Origin of the sequence: Cupriavidus sp. IDO, assembly GCF_000812465.1 — a bacterium.
GTDB lineage: Bacteria > Pseudomonadota > Gammaproteobacteria > Burkholderiales > Burkholderiaceae > Cupriavidus.
Genome location: NZ_JWMA01000199.1, coordinates 68,640 through 82,397 on the forward strand (window position 1 = coordinate 68,640; position 13,758 = coordinate 82,397).

Below are 13,758 nucleotides of genomic sequence, written 5' to 3' on the forward strand. Positions count from 1 at the left end.
AGCGGCACCGCTGGCTCCTGCCCGTCATCGTCCAGATGAAGACAAGACGAGCAAGAGGAGCACAAGGTGACGCAAGAGAAGTTTGGCAAGCCGGACCGGATGATTTCGGTGCGCAGCGCGTTCGGCATCGATTCCGGCCTGATGGTGCCGGCCTTCAGCGAGCGTGACGATCACGTGCCGGAGATCGATCCGGCCTACCGCTTCCAGCCCGAGGTGACGCTGGCGATTCTCTCTGGCTTCATGCGCGACCGCCGCGTGATGGTGCAGGGCCTGCACGGCAGCGGCAAATCCACGCATATCGAACAGGTGGCGGCGCGGCTGAACTGGCCATGCGTGCGCGTGAACCTCGATGGCCACATCAGCCGGCTGGACCTGGTCGGCAAGGACGCCATCGTGGTGCGCGACGGCCGGCAGGTCACCGAGTTCCAGGAGGGCATCGTACCGTGGGCGCTGCAGCGGCCGGTGGCATTGATCTTCGACGAATACGATGCGGGCCGGCCGGACGTGATGTTCGTGATCCAGCGCATCCTGGAGCGCGACGGCAAGTTCACGCTGCTCGACCAGAACCGGGTGATCCATCCGCATCCGTCTTTCCGGCTGTTTGCCACATCCAATACCGTCGGGCTCGGCAACGTCAACGGCCTGTACCACGGCACGCAACTGCTCAACCACGCGCAGATCGACCGCTGGAACGTGGTCGCCACGCTGGACTACCTGCCGCATGACGAGGAGGCCAGCATCGTGCTGGCGCGCGTGCCGGAGCTGGACAACGAGGCGGGGCGAGAGCTGGTGGACGCGATGGTTGCGCTCGCCGGCCTGACGCGCCGCGGGTTTGCCGCGGGCGACGTCTCCGCGCTGATGTCGCCGCGCACCGTGATCAGCTGGGCCGAGAACTGCCAGATCTTCCGCGACACGGCGCTGGCCTTCCGCCTCACGTTCCTGAACAAATGCGACGAGGCCGAGCGGCCGGTGGTGGCGGAGTACTTCCAGCGCTGCTTTGGCCATTTGCCTGGCGAGTCGGCCGGCGCATCCGGCGAGGCGGCCGAGCCGGAGCGCGCGCAATGACATCGCCGCCGGCAGGATCGGCCGCACAGCAATTGCGCCGGCGCCAGCAGCAGGATGCGCTCAGCGGCGCGGCGGTGCGGGCGATCACGGGCGATGCGGCACTGCACTTCCGCGACGGGCAGCTCTGGCACGCCATGCGCCCGGTCCCGCAACACGCGCCGCACTTGCGCACCGATCCCGGCATCGACACGGCCGCCTGCCTGCGCGGTGCCGCCGACGGTGCCGCGCTGCGCCAGGCGCACTCCGATGCCGCGCTGCATCGCCGCCTTTGCCCCGTCGATCCGGTTGAACGGCTGGTGTTCGAACTGCTCGAGCAGTTGCGTTGCGAAACCCGGCTGCCGCGCGGCATGCATGGCGTGGCGGCCAACCTGCGGCACCGTTTCATGGCGTGGTCGCAGGCGTTCCATCGTTCCGGGCTGGTGGAAGGCCATCTTGGCATCCTGCTCTACACCGTGGCACAGGTGGCGTGGTCACGCTTGACCGGCGAGCCCGTGCTGGCCGAGACCGAAGACCTGATCGAAGCCACGCGCGCGGCCATCGTGCCCGTGCTGGGCACCTCGCTGGCTGGGCTGCGCGCGCATCGCCACGACCAGGCCGCCTACGCTATCCATGCGCTCGCGCTGGCACGCGCGGTGGCGGACATGGTCCATGCCGAAGCGCCCCGCACCGCAGAGGACGAAGGCAATGCGGCCACGGCTGCCCGCGCGGGCTTTGCGCTGTGGCTCGATTTCGAAGAGACCCCCGAAGATGCCTTCGCGCTTGCACCCAGCGGCCACAGCCGCGTGCTGGCCGACGCCACCGATGGCTATCGCGTCTTCACCACCCGCTATGACCGCGAAGTGCGCGCGGCCACGCTGGTGCGGCGCGCCTTGCTGGACGAGTACCGAACGCGGCTTGATGCACGCATTGCGCGGGCCGGCGTCAACGTGGCGCGGCTGGCGCGCCGGCTGCGCGCCGCATTGGCACAGCAGCGCGTGGACGGCTGGTCCTTCGGCGAGGAAAGCGGACGCATCGACGGCCGGCGCCTGGCGCAACTGGTCAGCTCCCCCGCCGAGCGGCGCCTGTTCCGGCGCGAGGACCACAAGCCGCATGCCGATTGCGTGGTGGGCTTCCTGGTGGACTGCTCGGGCTCGATGAAGGCGCAGGTCGAACCGCTTGCCATCCTGATCGACATGCTGGTCCGCGCGCTGGACCAGGCCGGCGTGGCGACCGAGGTGCTCGGCTTCACCACCGGCGCCTGGAACGGCGGCCGCGCGCGCGCCGACTGGCTGGCGCGCGGCAGGCCGGCACACCCGGGCCGCCTGAACGAAACCTGCCACATGGTGTTCAAGGACGCGCCACGCAGCTGGCGCCGCGCGCGCACCGATATCGCCGCGCTGCTCAAGGCCGACCTGTTCCGCGAAGGCGTGGACGGCGAGGCCGTGGAATGGGCCTGCACGCGCTTGCATGGCACCGGCAAGGCGCGCCGCATCCTGGTCGTCGTCTCCGATGGCAGTCCGATGGACACTGCGACAGGGCAGGCCAACGACGCCTGCTACCTGGACAACCACCTCAAGGCCGTGGTCGCACGGCACGAGGCATTGCGCGATGTCGAGGTGCTGGGGCTGGGCGTGGGGCTGGATCTGAGCCCGTACTACCGGCATACGCTGGCGCTGGATTTGTCGCAGCCGGTGGACATGGCGATGCTGGAGGAGGTGGCAGGGTTGGTTGCGGCGCGGCGGCGGTGAGCGTCGGTCGGTTATCCCCTTATGATGTTCGGTCAACCCTCTTTGTTCACGTTACGTGAACATGGATAAAAACCGTACATCCTGCAGCTGATCGTGTTGTATGATATTTCCAGACTGTTCACGTTACGTGTACAGCTAGAAAATTCATACAACCAAAACGTGACTCAAGAGACGCGCCCGATCGACGCCGCATTGCTGGATGCCGCTGCCCAGGCTTTCCGCGAAGCTACCGGCATGCGTGCCGAGCCCGGAGCCGAGGTGCTGGCAGGCACAGGCTTCGGGCTGGACGGGACCATGCGTTTCGAGTTGGGACAGGGACGAAAGGTCATGATGCCGGTGGCCGTGAAGCGCTCGATTGACCGGTTTTCCTTCGTAGCGCGGCTGGCCGAGCTCCAGGTCCAGGCTGGGGAAAAGCTGCTTCTGGTGACTTCGTACGTCTCCCCGGAGATGGCCGGGCGGCTACGGGACCATGACATCGCATTCCTCGATACCGCGGGGAACGCATCGCTGAACCTGCCGGACACCGTGGTATATGTCGTGGGCAGGCGTCCGGCGGCGCACGTGCCGGCAACGCCGCGCGGGCGGACCGGGAGCCCGAAGCAGCTCGAAGTCCTGTTCGCCCTGATCACCAATCCTGGGCTGGTGACGGCGCCTTACCGCACGATAGCCACGGCTGCCGGCGTTGCGCTGGGCACAGTCAAGATTGCGCTCGACGACTTCGTGACGCGTGGCCTGCTGGTCGTCGGCCCCGACGGCAAGCGCCGGTTCGGCGACTGGGATCGCGTGGTGGACGAATGGGCGTCGCTGTATCCGATCCGTCTGAGGCCAGGATTGCCTGCGCGACGATTTGCGGCCACGCGGCCCGACTGGTGGCGTGCCATCGACCTGGCCCGGCACAATGCCGTCTTTGGCGGCGAGGTTGCCGCGGAGAAGCTGGCGCACACCCTGCGGCCGGAGCGCGTGACGCTGTATGCCGACACGGCGACACCCAGGGAACTCATCCTGGAAGCGAGGCTGAAAGCCGATCCGCAAGGGGAGGTGGAGATCGTGCAGCGCTTCTGGCCCGCTGCGGCCACACCCGCGGCGGCAATTCCGACCGGCGTGGCACACCCCGTTCTGGTGTACGCCGACTTGCTGGATACGGGCGAATCGCGCAACGTCGAAGCCGCCCGGCAGATACGAGAGCAATACCTTGCCCATCGTCCATGAACTCCCTGCTGCGCGTCCGCTGGATGCGGACAGCAAATCGCTGCTTCGCGACCTGGATGCGAGCGCGCAAAAGCTTGGCATCCGATACTTCGTCGGCGGTGCAACGGCCAGGCAGGTCATATTGGAAAACATCTTTGGCAACCGGCCCGGGCGGCGCACATACGATATCGATATTGGCGTTTGCGTCGCTGACTGGGCCGAGCATGAGGCATTCAGGCAGGAACTTGTTGCCACGGAACGATTCCGGACGGTAGCGAAGAACCCGCACAGGCTGACCTACCACCGCGGCGCGGAACGGCTGATGGTGCTTGACGTGATTCCGTTCGGCGACATCGAAAAGCCGGCTGCGAGCATCGCCTGGCCGCCGGCCATGGACACGGTCATGAATGTGGCCGGGTTCCGCGAGGCCTTCGACGCGGCGATCCGCATTGTGCTTGACGACGGCCTGGTCATTCCATTCGCATCGCTGCCGGGTCTCGCATTGCTCAAACTGCTGGCATGGCATGACCGTCATCACGAAGACAGGCGCGACGCCACGGATCTTCTTACCTTGCTATGCAGCTACGAGACGGCTGGAAACCAGGGTCGGCTGTACGAGGAGGAGGCCGCCTTGCTGGAGGCCTCCGACTTCGACATGGACATTGCCGCCGCGGCATTGCTCGCCCGCGATGCAGCGGCGCTTGCGCGCGGCTCGGAAGCCGTGACAACGCAGATCACCGCGATCCTCGCGGACGAGCGCGTTTTCCGCTTGCTGTGCGAGCATATGGCATTCGGCGACCGCCAGGCGGTGCCAGGCGACAGCATGGATCCCAGACGCGTATACGCCCGCATGAAAGCGTTCCGGTCAGAGTTCCTGATATCGCTTGAGATGAAGCCGTCGTCGCCGGGCGGCGCCGCATGAAATCGCCGGGCGCTTACCGGACCCAACCCGCAATCGCCGGCAGCATCAGGCTCACGCCGATCCCGATCAGCACGCCAAACGCAACCCTGCGCGTGGTGGTGGCAGAGAACGGCGGCGGGAAGCGCCGGCCCAGCAGCGTGGCGATGACCACTACCGGCACGGCAATGGCGGCCTGCAGGCAGACGTGGGCGTCCAGTTGCCCCTGCCAGGCCGAGAATACTGTGCGCACGCTGGAGGTCACGGTGAAGACGAGGATCAGCGCACAACGGATTTCCACCGGCTTCATCGGCTGCCGGTAGAACTGGAAGATCAGCGGCGGGCCCGAGACGCCGAACATGCCGCTCAGCAATCCGCCGAATACGCCGCTCATGAAGAAGCTGCCATCGCCGGAGCGATTCGCCAGTGGTGCCGGCTTCAAGGCGGCGCTCAGGCCGCCATACAGGATCACCGCACCGAGCAGCAGTTGCAGGAGTGTTGCCGCACTGGTGCTCAGGTAGTTGAGTACCAGCACGCCAACCACCACGGAAGGCAGGATGCCGGCGGCGGCCGCGCCAACCGCGCGCCAGTCGATGTGCTGCAGCTTGCCGGGCAGCGCGCACGCGCTGTTGGCGAGCGTGACCAGGCTCACGACCGCGGCCACGGTGGCCACGGGCGCCAGCTGCAGTCCGCTGGTGGCGCCCATCACGATCATGCCGAGGCCGAAGCCGGTCACCGTCTGGAAGTAGGTGCCGGCGCCGAGCAGCGCCTGCAGTCCCAGCAGCGGCAGCAGCAGTTCTGTTTTCATGCCGCCGCCTGCTCGCCCTGGCCGGTACCCGCCGAAGCGGCCTGTGCCTGCACCACGGTGACGGCGATGACATGGAACACATCGTCGGCGCTGCAGCCGCGCGACAGGTCGTTGGCCGGCTTGTTCAGCCCCTGCAGCATCGGCCCGATGGCCTTGGCGCCACCAACGCGCTCGGCGAGCTTGTAGCCGATATTGCCGGCTTCGAGGTTGGGAAACACCAGCACGTTGGCGCGCCCGTTCACCTGCGAATGCGCGACTTTGCGTGCCGCGATTTCGGCGACGATCGCGGCATCGAGCTGCACGTCGCCGTCAATGGCCAGCGCGGGGCGCTGCGCGCGCACGCGCTCGGTGGCGGCCACCACCTTGTCTACTGCGGCATGGCTGGCACTGCCGCTGGTCGAGAACGACAGCATGGCCACGCGCGGCTCCTCCATCAGCAGCGCGCGGGCGCTGTCGGCGGCGGCCATGGCGATCTCGGAGAGGGCCTCGGCGTCGGGGTCGACCACCAGCCCGCAATCGGAAAAGATGATGCCGCCCTTGAGCGTGTGGAAGGGCTCGCAAAGCATCATCAGGAAGAAACTGGAAACCAGGCGGAACGTAGGCGCCAGCCCGATCAGCTGGATCGCATGGCGCACCACGTCGGCCGTGGTGTGGACGGCGCCGGCCACCGAGCCATCGGCATGGCCGAGCCGCACCATCAGGTTGGCAAAACAGAGCGGGTCCTGCACGGCGCGCTTCGCTTCATCCAGCGTCATGCCTTTCTTCTGGCGCAGTGCGAAGAGCTGCTGTGCGAAGGAGGGCGTCAGTGCAGAGGTGGACGGGTCGACCAGCGTCATGCCGGCCAGGTCGATGCCGTGGATGGCTGCGGAGGCATTGATCTGGCGAGGATTGCCGACCAGCACGATGCGCGCGATGCCCTCGCGCGTGGCACGCTCGGCGGCCTGGAGGATGCGCGGGTCTTCCGCTTCGCACAGCACGATGCAGCGGGGGGCGGCGCGGGCACGGTCGATGATGCGGAGGATGGCTTTCATGGCTGGACGGCTCTGAAAAACTGAAAAAAGGGCCAGCGGCTTGCGCTATGCCCTTGGCGATCTCACCTCTCCCGCAAGCGGGAGAGGGAGCACACCGACAGCTAGCGGGAAGCACTAGCTGGATGCAGTGCGCCGATCAGACGTAGTCCTTGTACTTGTCCAGCATCCGCACCGGCTTGGCCAGCGCATCGCGGCGGAACGGGTCGCCCAGTTCGCGGGTGCACATGATCTCGATGATGGTCGTCTTGCCATGGTTCATCTGCAGGTCGATGGCGCGCTTGAGGGCCGGGCCCACGTCTTCGAGGCGGTCCACCACGATGCCTTCCGCACCCATTGCCTTGGCGATGTCGGCAAAGCTCTGGTTGTCGAGCTCGCCCGCGACGAAGCGGCGGTTGTAGAAGTCCACCTGATTCTTCTTCTCGGCGCCCCACTGGCGGTTATGGAAGACCACCGCGGTCACCGGGATGTTGTGGCGCACGCAGGTCATGGTTTCCATCAGGCTCATGCCCCAGGCACCGTCGCCGGCGTAGGAGACTGCCGGGCGATGCGGTGCGGCCACCTTGGCGCCGATGATGGTCGGGAAGGCGTAGCCGCAGTTGCCCCAGCTCATTGCCGCGAAGAAGCTGCGCGGCTTATCGAAGCGCAGGTAGCTGTTGGCCACCGAGTTGATGTTGCCGATGTCGGTGGACACCATCACGTCTTCGGGCATGGCCTTTTCCAGCTCGCGCAGCACCTGGCGCGGATGCAGGTAGTTGCCGCCGGCGGGCGTGCGCTCCTGCTTTTGCTCTTCGATCATGTCGAGGCTGTACGGATCGCGTTCATGCGTCCAGCCGTCCAGTTCCTTCTCCCAGGCAGCCTTCTCGCTGGCGATTTCCGTGGCGCGGCCGTCGCGGGTGGCGTCACAGGCGAGCGTGCGGCTGGCCAGGCGCTGGGTCAGCGCGATGGCGGCGGCCTTGGCGTCGCCGCAGATGCCGACCGAGATCTTCTTCACCAGGCCAAGCATCTTGTGGTCCGCATCGATCTGGATGATCTTGGCGGTCTTGGGCCAGTAGTCCATGCCGTGCTGCGGCAGCGTGCCGAACGGCCCCAGGCGCGAGCCGAGCGCGATCACCACGTCGGCGCGCGAGATCAGCTTCATCGCGGCCTTGGAGCCCTGGTAGCCCAGCGGGCCGCACCACAGCGGATGGCTGGCCGGGAACGAATCGTTGTGCAGGTAGCTGTTGACTACCGGCGCGCCCAGGCGCTCGGCCAGTGCCTTGCATTCTTCGATCGCATCGGCCATCACCACGCCGCCGCCCGAGATGATGACCGGGAACCTGGCGTTGGCCAGCAGCTCGGCTGCTTCATTCAGGCTCTGCTCGCCGCCGGGGCCGCGGTCCAGGCGCTGCGGCTGCGGAATCTCGGCCTTGATCTGGCCGTAGAAGTAGTCGCGGGGGATGTTCAGCTGCGTCGGGCCCATTTCGGCCATGGCGCGGTCGAAGCAGCGCCCAGTGAATTCGGCCATGCGCGCCGGGTGCGTGACGTGGCCCTGGTACTTGGTGAACTCCTGGAACATCGGCAGCTGGTGCGCTTCCTGGAAGCCGCCCAGGCCAATGCCCATGGTGCCGGCCTCGGGCGTCACGATCACCACCGGGCTGTGCGCCCAGTAGGCGGCGGCAATGGAGGTCACGCAGTTGGAGATGCCCGGGCCGTTCTGGCCGATCACCACACCATGGCGGCCCGACACGCGGGCGTAGCCGTCGGCCATATGGCCGGCGCCTTGCTCGTGCACCACCGGGATCAGGCGGATGCCGGCCGGCGCAAAGATGTCCATGGCGTCCATGAATGCCGAGCCCATGATGCCGAACATATCGGTCACGCCGTTGGCGGCCAGGGTCTCGACAAAGGCCTCGGACGGCGTCATGGCCTGCGGGCCCGCCGGAAGCTGTTTGTCGGTAGCGGCGGCCGAGCCACCGGAAACGGCAGGATGCGAGGTAGTGTCGAGGTCGCGCATGGCGGGTGTCTCCTGGTCTGGTGTTATAAAATGGAACATATCGTTCCGGAAAAATATGCGTTGGTGAAAATGTAGGTGGAAGATCGATGATGGTCAATAAGAAGTTCAGCTTTTCGGAATAAAAAAAGCGAAAAATTGAGATAAAAGTGACATCAAGAGATTCTTGTGGCACTTTTCCGGTGGTCGGCGGGGAGGGAAAGCAGGGGAGGGAACTGCGCGGCCGTCATGGCCGGAGGGGGAAGGGACCTGATGAACGCGCCGGGGCGCGTTCGGGGGAAGCTGATGGCCGGTCTATTGGCCGGTATCGCGCCGGCGCTTCTTCCCCGTAAACATGGTGGCGATGAGGTTTTCTTTGTGGAGCAGGCTCATGACGATGGCCGCCGTCACATGCACCACGATCAGCGCCAGCAGGATCCTGGCCAGCACCGCATGCACGTCCTTGGGCCAGTCTTCACCCCAGAAGGCGTCGAGCCGTGACAGCCAGCCCGTTGTGGCGAGCGCCAGGATCAGCGCCCACATCGCGAGCATGACGACGCCGCCAAGCGGCGTATGGCTGAGATGGCGGACAGGACGGCGGGCAATCAGTGCCCGGATGTCCGCGGAGATGCGGGAGGGCGTGGGTAGCCAGGTAGTGAGCCGCGCCGGTTCGCTGCCGATCACGCACCAGAGTAGCCGGAACAGGACCAGTCCGGCAGCGGCATAGCCGGCGGCGCGGTGCAGCGGTCCGCCGGAGTCTTCGATCAGATCCCACAGCACCAGCGCCGCTACGCTCCAGTGGGTCAGCCGGACGGCCAGATCCCAGACGCGTACCGAGCCTTTGCCTGTTGCCATGGGGAAGCCTGTCAGGCCGCGGTTACCAGCGCTTACCTTTCGCTTACTTTTCGATTTCCGACTTCACGACATCGAGCGTCTTGGTGTCGTAGTAGATCTCGGCTTTCTTGCCTTCCTTGGTGGTGCCGTAGATTTCGTAGCAGTTGCCGTCCACCTTGAACTTCTTGATGGTGTAGCCCTGCGCCTCGATCTTCGCCCTGGCATCGGCTTCCGTCATCCATTCATTCTTGGGATGGGAAGCGCATTTGGCGCTGGCGAACGCGCCCGTGGAAAACACGCCAGCCAGCAGGAACAAGCCAATTCTCAGCATAGGAAGCCTCCGGTTCCGTCAATTGGACGAAACAGCATAATGGAGGCGATAACGATTCGCAATACGGATTTGTCCCTGTGCCGGGATTTAATCGTCGTCGTGCCAGCGGCGCCATTCGCGGTGACGCTCTCTCCACTCGTGCTCACGCCACCTTTGCTCGCGCCGCCATTCGCGCTCGCGCCAGTCGTCCCGGTAATACCCGGGAGCCACCACGACCGGCTGGGGCTGGACCACCACGGGCGGCGGGGGAACGTAGACGGGGGCAGGCGCGTAGACGGGCGCCGCTTCGTACACGGGCACACCGATGCCGATACCGACATCCACGCGCGCCTGGGCGCTGGCTGACGCAATGGCTGCGGCCACGGTCAGGAAACCAAGTGCTAAGGCTTTTTTCATTGTCACGCTCATCCTTGAGTCTGGCCGGCGCGGCCCGTCACTATGCAGACGATTCCGCGCACGAATTGGAAATGGTTGCCCCATGCAACGGGAGGTTGGAGAGCCTCGTTGACATTTAGGTCACATCCAATTGTTTCCAAATGTCAACTTAGGCGCAGCACCGGCGGGCGCACCGATAGCAGCTGAAATATCAGGGCCATCATCTTTCAGCAGCGGGGCGGGCTGTGGGTGCGAAAAGAACCGTCTCGCTCCTGATATTGACATTATCGTCATGATGACGATAATGTCATAAAAACATCGGGTGTCACCTATGGCGGCGCCCGGCCATTCAGGAGACGCCATGACCCGCCCGCCCCGCAGCGTGCTGCGCACGCCGACGGCTTTCCCCGAAAGCGCGCTGCCTGCCTTCGTCCAGAAGCTCGACCGGCCCGAAGCCCTGGTCAAGGCCCAGGCGCTCGCCTTCCTGATGTTCGAGAAGCGCGACCTGCGCGCGACGGAGACCTTCCTGACGGATTTCGGCATGCGCTGCGTGTCGCGCACCGGCAGCCGGCTGTTGATGCGCGGCGCCGGCCCCCAGCCGTGCCTGATGCTGGCGACGCAAGGCCAGCGCTCGCGCTATGTCGGCGCGGCCTTTTCGGTGCGCAGCGAGGCAGACCTGGTCCGCCTCGAGGCCAACGCGAGTGCGCGCCGCCTGTCGGCCGACGAGATTCCGGGCGGCGGCGCCGGCGTCGAGCTGACCGATTCCGCCGGGAACTTGCTGTGGCTGGTGACCGGCCAGCAGCCGTTCGACCCGCTGCCATTGCGGGATCCGCTGCATTCGCTCACCAACGACCCGGGACAGCTTCGGCGGGTGAATGCTACGGTCCGGCCGCCGCTGGAGCCCGCGGCCGTGGTCAAGCTCGGCCACGTCGTGCTCCAGACCGTCGACTTTCCCGGCATGGCGCGCTGGTATATGCGTCATCTCGGCCTGATCCCGACCGATGTCCAGTATCTGGAGGACGGGTCGCCCAATCTCTGCTTCTTCCGCCTGGACCTCGGCAGCACGCCCGCGGACCATCACGCCTTCGTGCTCGCCGGCGGCATCGAGGAGAAATACGAGCACAGCGCCTACGAAGTGCTTGACTTCGACGCGCTCGGCCAGGGCCACAACGTGCTGCGCGCGAACGGCCATCGCCATATGTGGGGTATCGGGCGCCATGTGCTCGGCAGCCAGCTGTTCGATTACTGGTTCGATCCGGACGGCATGGAATTCGAGCACTACGCCGACGGCGATGTCTTCACCGCCGACCGGGAAACCCACTACGTGCCGCTGGAAATGTCCGGCATCTGGGCATGGGGCGACGACGTCCCCGCCAGCATGGGCGTCAAGCGCAATCTCGCCACGGTGTTCCGGGTCGCGCGGCTGTTGCGCGCCGGCCGGCTCTCGGCCGCGCGGCTGAAGCTGCTCGGGCGCGCGATGACCCAGGCGCGGCCCTGGCTCTGAGCCTGCGCTCCCGCTCCCGTACGAACCCTCTCACGTCAAGGAAAGCAAATGTCCGTCAAAGTCGTCCGATATCTCCACGGCGGCGAGCCCGGCTGGGGCGTGGTCCACGACCGCCGCATCGCGCCCCTGCCTTGCGGCGCCGCCAGCACCGCCGACTTCGTCGCGAACGGCCTCGAAGCCGCGTGGCGCAGCACCCCCGACCAGGCCACGCTGCCGCTCGACGCCGTCACGCTGCTGCCGCCGGTCACGTCTGACCGCCAGTTCCTGTGCCAGGGCACCAACTACGCCAGCCATGTGCGCGAGTCCGGCATGGATCCCGGCAAGATCGGCTTCAACACCCTGTTCACCAAGGCCTCGTCCTGCCTTGCGCCCGCCGACGCCGACGTGGTGCGGCCGGCGCATGTGCACTTGCTCGACTACGAGATCGAGCTCGGTCTGGTGGTGCGCAAGTCGCTGAGCGGCGCGGTCGACGTCGGGCCGGACCAGCTGCACGAGTTCCTCGCTGGCGTAACCATCGTCAACGACATTTCGGCGCGCGACGTCCAGCTGCCGCAGGCCCAGTTCTACAAGGGCAAGAGCTACCGCAGCTTCGGCCCGGTCGGGCCCTTCCTGGTGCTGTTGAACGCGGAGGAATGGCGGCGCTGGCCCGAGTTCCGTATGCGGCTGCATGTAAACGGGCAGCCCCGCCAGGACGCCCATTGCGGCGACATGATCTTCAAGCCGCACCAGACGCTTTCCGAGCTGTCCGCCTTGCACGACCTGCAAGCCGGCGATCTGATCGCCACCGGCACGCCGGCCGGCTGCGCCGCCCGGGCGCCTGGCAAGCTGGCGATGTGGGTGTTCCGGCATGTGCTGTCCGAGAGCGCGAAGTGGCGCCTCTTTATCAAGAAGGGCCTGTCGAACCCGGCTTACCTGCAGCCAGGCGACATCATGACCGCTTCAATCCGCACCGACGACGGCGCCATCGACCTGGGCGAGCAGCGCAACCGGGTGGTGGCGTCATGAGCCACAGCTATATCGCCGCCATCGACGGATTTGGCGATGCCGTCGCGTTGGGACTGCGCTCGGCCCCGTGCCCGCAGCCACGCCACGGCGAGATCGTGGTGCGAGTGGAGGCAGCGGCGGTCAATCCCATCGATGTGCGCCGCCGCGGCGGCTACGGCAGCAGGCTTTTTTCTCTCATGGGCGCGGCGCGCATGCCGCTCGTGCTCGGTAACGATTTTGTCGGGACGGTTTACGCGGTGGGTCGGGGTGTGAGCGGGCTGCGCGAAGGCGATGCCGTGTTCGGCGCCAAGCCGCCATCGAGCGCGGGCACGCATGCCACCCATGCCACCATGCGCGCCGAGCACGCTCGCCTCAGGCCGTCGTCTGTTCCGGCCGCCGCCCTGGCGACGCTACCGTACAACTTCCTGACCGTGACGCGCGCGTTCGCCGACGCGGGGATCTGCCGCGAGACCGTGAACGGGCGTCCCGTGCTCGTGCACGGCGCGACCGGTGGCCTGGGCCAGATCGCGGTCTGGTTGCTGCACAGGCTGGGAGCGAGTGTGACTGCCGTCGGCGGACGTAAAGGGCTCGATGCCTGCCTGGCCGCTGGCGCCGCCGAATTCGTCGATCGCCACCGCCAATCGCTGGCGAGCCTGCCGCGGCATTTCGCCGCCACCCTGAATTTCGCCAACTGGGACGACGAAGTCGACCTGCTGCACCGGCTGGCGCCCGACGCGGCCGGTCATGCGACCACTGTCCATCCGCTGCTCGGCAACTTCGACCGGCTAGGACTGCTCGGAGGCGGCGTGGCCACGGTGGTTGGCAAGCGTGGCAAACGCGGGCTGATACCAAGGGGCGCGCGCTATGGGTGGACGACCTTCCGCCCGAACCCGTCGGCCTTGCAGGCACTGGCCAATTGCGCGGCGGCGCTCGCTCCGCCCGCGGTGAAGACCTTTACGCTCAGCCAGGCCGGCCAGGCGTACCTGCACGTCGAGCAAGGCCAACCCCGGCGGGCCGTCCTGCTGCCAGGGCAACTCTAAAAAA

The 13,758-nt window shown here is 66.4% G+C and carries 13 protein-coding genes; 7 read left to right on the forward strand and 6 right to left on the reverse strand.

The features are described from left to right. The first annotated feature begins 66 nt into the window (after positions 1–66). The 4 genes from RM96_RS34945 (at position 67) to RM96_RS34960 (ending at position 4,902) form a co-directional block, all read left to right on the forward strand. The gene (locus RM96_RS34945; RefSeq protein ID WP_274520268.1) at positions 67–1,065 is read left to right on the forward strand and encodes an AAA family ATPase; all 999 of its coding nucleotides are present in this window, start codon (positions 67–69) and stop codon (positions 1,063–1,065) included. Further along, positions 1,062–2,792, forward strand: coding sequence for a cobaltochelatase CobT-related protein (locus RM96_RS34950; protein WP_052279915.1), 1,731 nt, complete (start codon positions 1,062–1,064; stop codon positions 2,790–2,792). Before RM96_RS34945 ends, RM96_RS34950 begins: the two co-directional genes overlap by 4 nt. A 159-nt stretch (positions 2,793–2,951) precedes the next feature. Continuing rightward, positions 2,952–4,001, forward strand: a complete 1,050-nt coding sequence (locus tag RM96_RS34955; RefSeq protein ID WP_039016339.1) for a type IV toxin-antitoxin system AbiEi family antitoxin — start codon at positions 2,952–2,954, stop codon at positions 3,999–4,001. Continuing rightward, entirely contained in the window at positions 3,985–4,902 is a 918-nt protein-coding gene (locus tag RM96_RS34960; protein ID WP_052279917.1) for a nucleotidyl transferase AbiEii/AbiGii toxin family protein, read from the forward strand. The genes RM96_RS34955 and RM96_RS34960 overlap by 17 nt, the downstream gene beginning before the upstream one ends. A gap of 13 nt (positions 4,903–4,915) precedes the next feature. Here RM96_RS34960 and RM96_RS34965 read toward each other — a convergent pair whose 3' ends face one another. The 6 genes from RM96_RS34965 to RM96_RS34990 form a co-directional block, all read right to left on the reverse strand. Next, a complete protein-coding gene (locus RM96_RS34965; RefSeq protein WP_039016340.1) occupies positions 4,916–5,686 on the reverse strand; it encodes a sulfite exporter TauE/SafE family protein in 771 nt (256 codons plus the stop codon). Next, on the reverse strand, positions 5,683–6,717 hold the full coding sequence (gene pta, locus RM96_RS34970; protein WP_039016341.1) for a phosphate acetyltransferase: 1,035 nt from the start codon (positions 6,715–6,717) through the stop codon (positions 5,683–5,685). The genes RM96_RS34965 and pta overlap by 4 nt, the downstream gene beginning before the upstream one ends. A 136-nt stretch (positions 6,718–6,853) precedes the next feature. Further along, positions 6,854–8,620, reverse strand: a complete 1,767-nt coding sequence (gene xsc, locus RM96_RS34975) for a sulfoacetaldehyde acetyltransferase (RefSeq protein WP_039016426.1) — start codon at positions 8,618–8,620, stop codon at positions 6,854–6,856. A gap of 381 nt (positions 8,621–9,001) precedes the next feature. Next, positions 9,002–9,541 carry a cytochrome b/b6 domain-containing protein gene (locus tag RM96_RS34980; RefSeq protein ID WP_039016342.1) on the reverse strand — a complete coding sequence of 180 codons (540 nt, stop codon included), beginning with the start codon at positions 9,539–9,541 and terminating at the stop codon, positions 9,002–9,004. A 43-nt stretch (positions 9,542–9,584) separates the two neighbouring features. Continuing rightward, the gene (locus tag RM96_RS34985) at positions 9,585–9,851 is read right to left on the reverse strand and encodes a PepSY domain-containing protein (RefSeq protein WP_039016343.1); all 267 of its coding nucleotides are present in this window, start codon (positions 9,849–9,851) and stop codon (positions 9,585–9,587) included. An 87-nt stretch (positions 9,852–9,938) separates the two neighbouring features. Further along, positions 9,939–10,247 (reverse strand): hypothetical protein, encoded by a 309-nt coding sequence (locus RM96_RS34990; protein ID WP_039016344.1) that lies wholly within the window; start codon positions 10,245–10,247, stop codon positions 9,939–9,941. A gap of 340 nt (positions 10,248–10,587) precedes the next feature. Between RM96_RS34990 and RM96_RS34995 the strand changes: the two genes are divergently transcribed. From RM96_RS34995 to RM96_RS35005, 3 genes are read left to right on the forward strand one after another with little or no spacing between them, the layout of a single operon-like run. Continuing rightward, on the forward strand, positions 10,588–11,730 hold the full coding sequence (locus RM96_RS34995) for a VOC family protein (protein ID WP_039016345.1): 1,143 nt from the start codon (positions 10,588–10,590) through the stop codon (positions 11,728–11,730). Between the two features lie 48 nt (positions 11,731–11,778). Beyond that, the gene (locus tag RM96_RS35000; RefSeq protein WP_039016346.1) at positions 11,779–12,735 is read left to right on the forward strand and encodes a fumarylacetoacetate hydrolase family protein; all 957 of its coding nucleotides are present in this window, start codon (positions 11,779–11,781) and stop codon (positions 12,733–12,735) included. After that, complete coding sequence (locus tag RM96_RS35005) at positions 12,732–13,754, forward strand: alcohol dehydrogenase catalytic domain-containing protein (RefSeq protein WP_039016347.1); 1,023 nt, start codon at positions 12,732–12,734, stop codon at positions 13,752–13,754. The genes RM96_RS35000 and RM96_RS35005 overlap by 4 nt, the downstream gene beginning before the upstream one ends. The last annotated feature ends 4 nt before the right edge of the window (positions 13,755–13,758 follow it).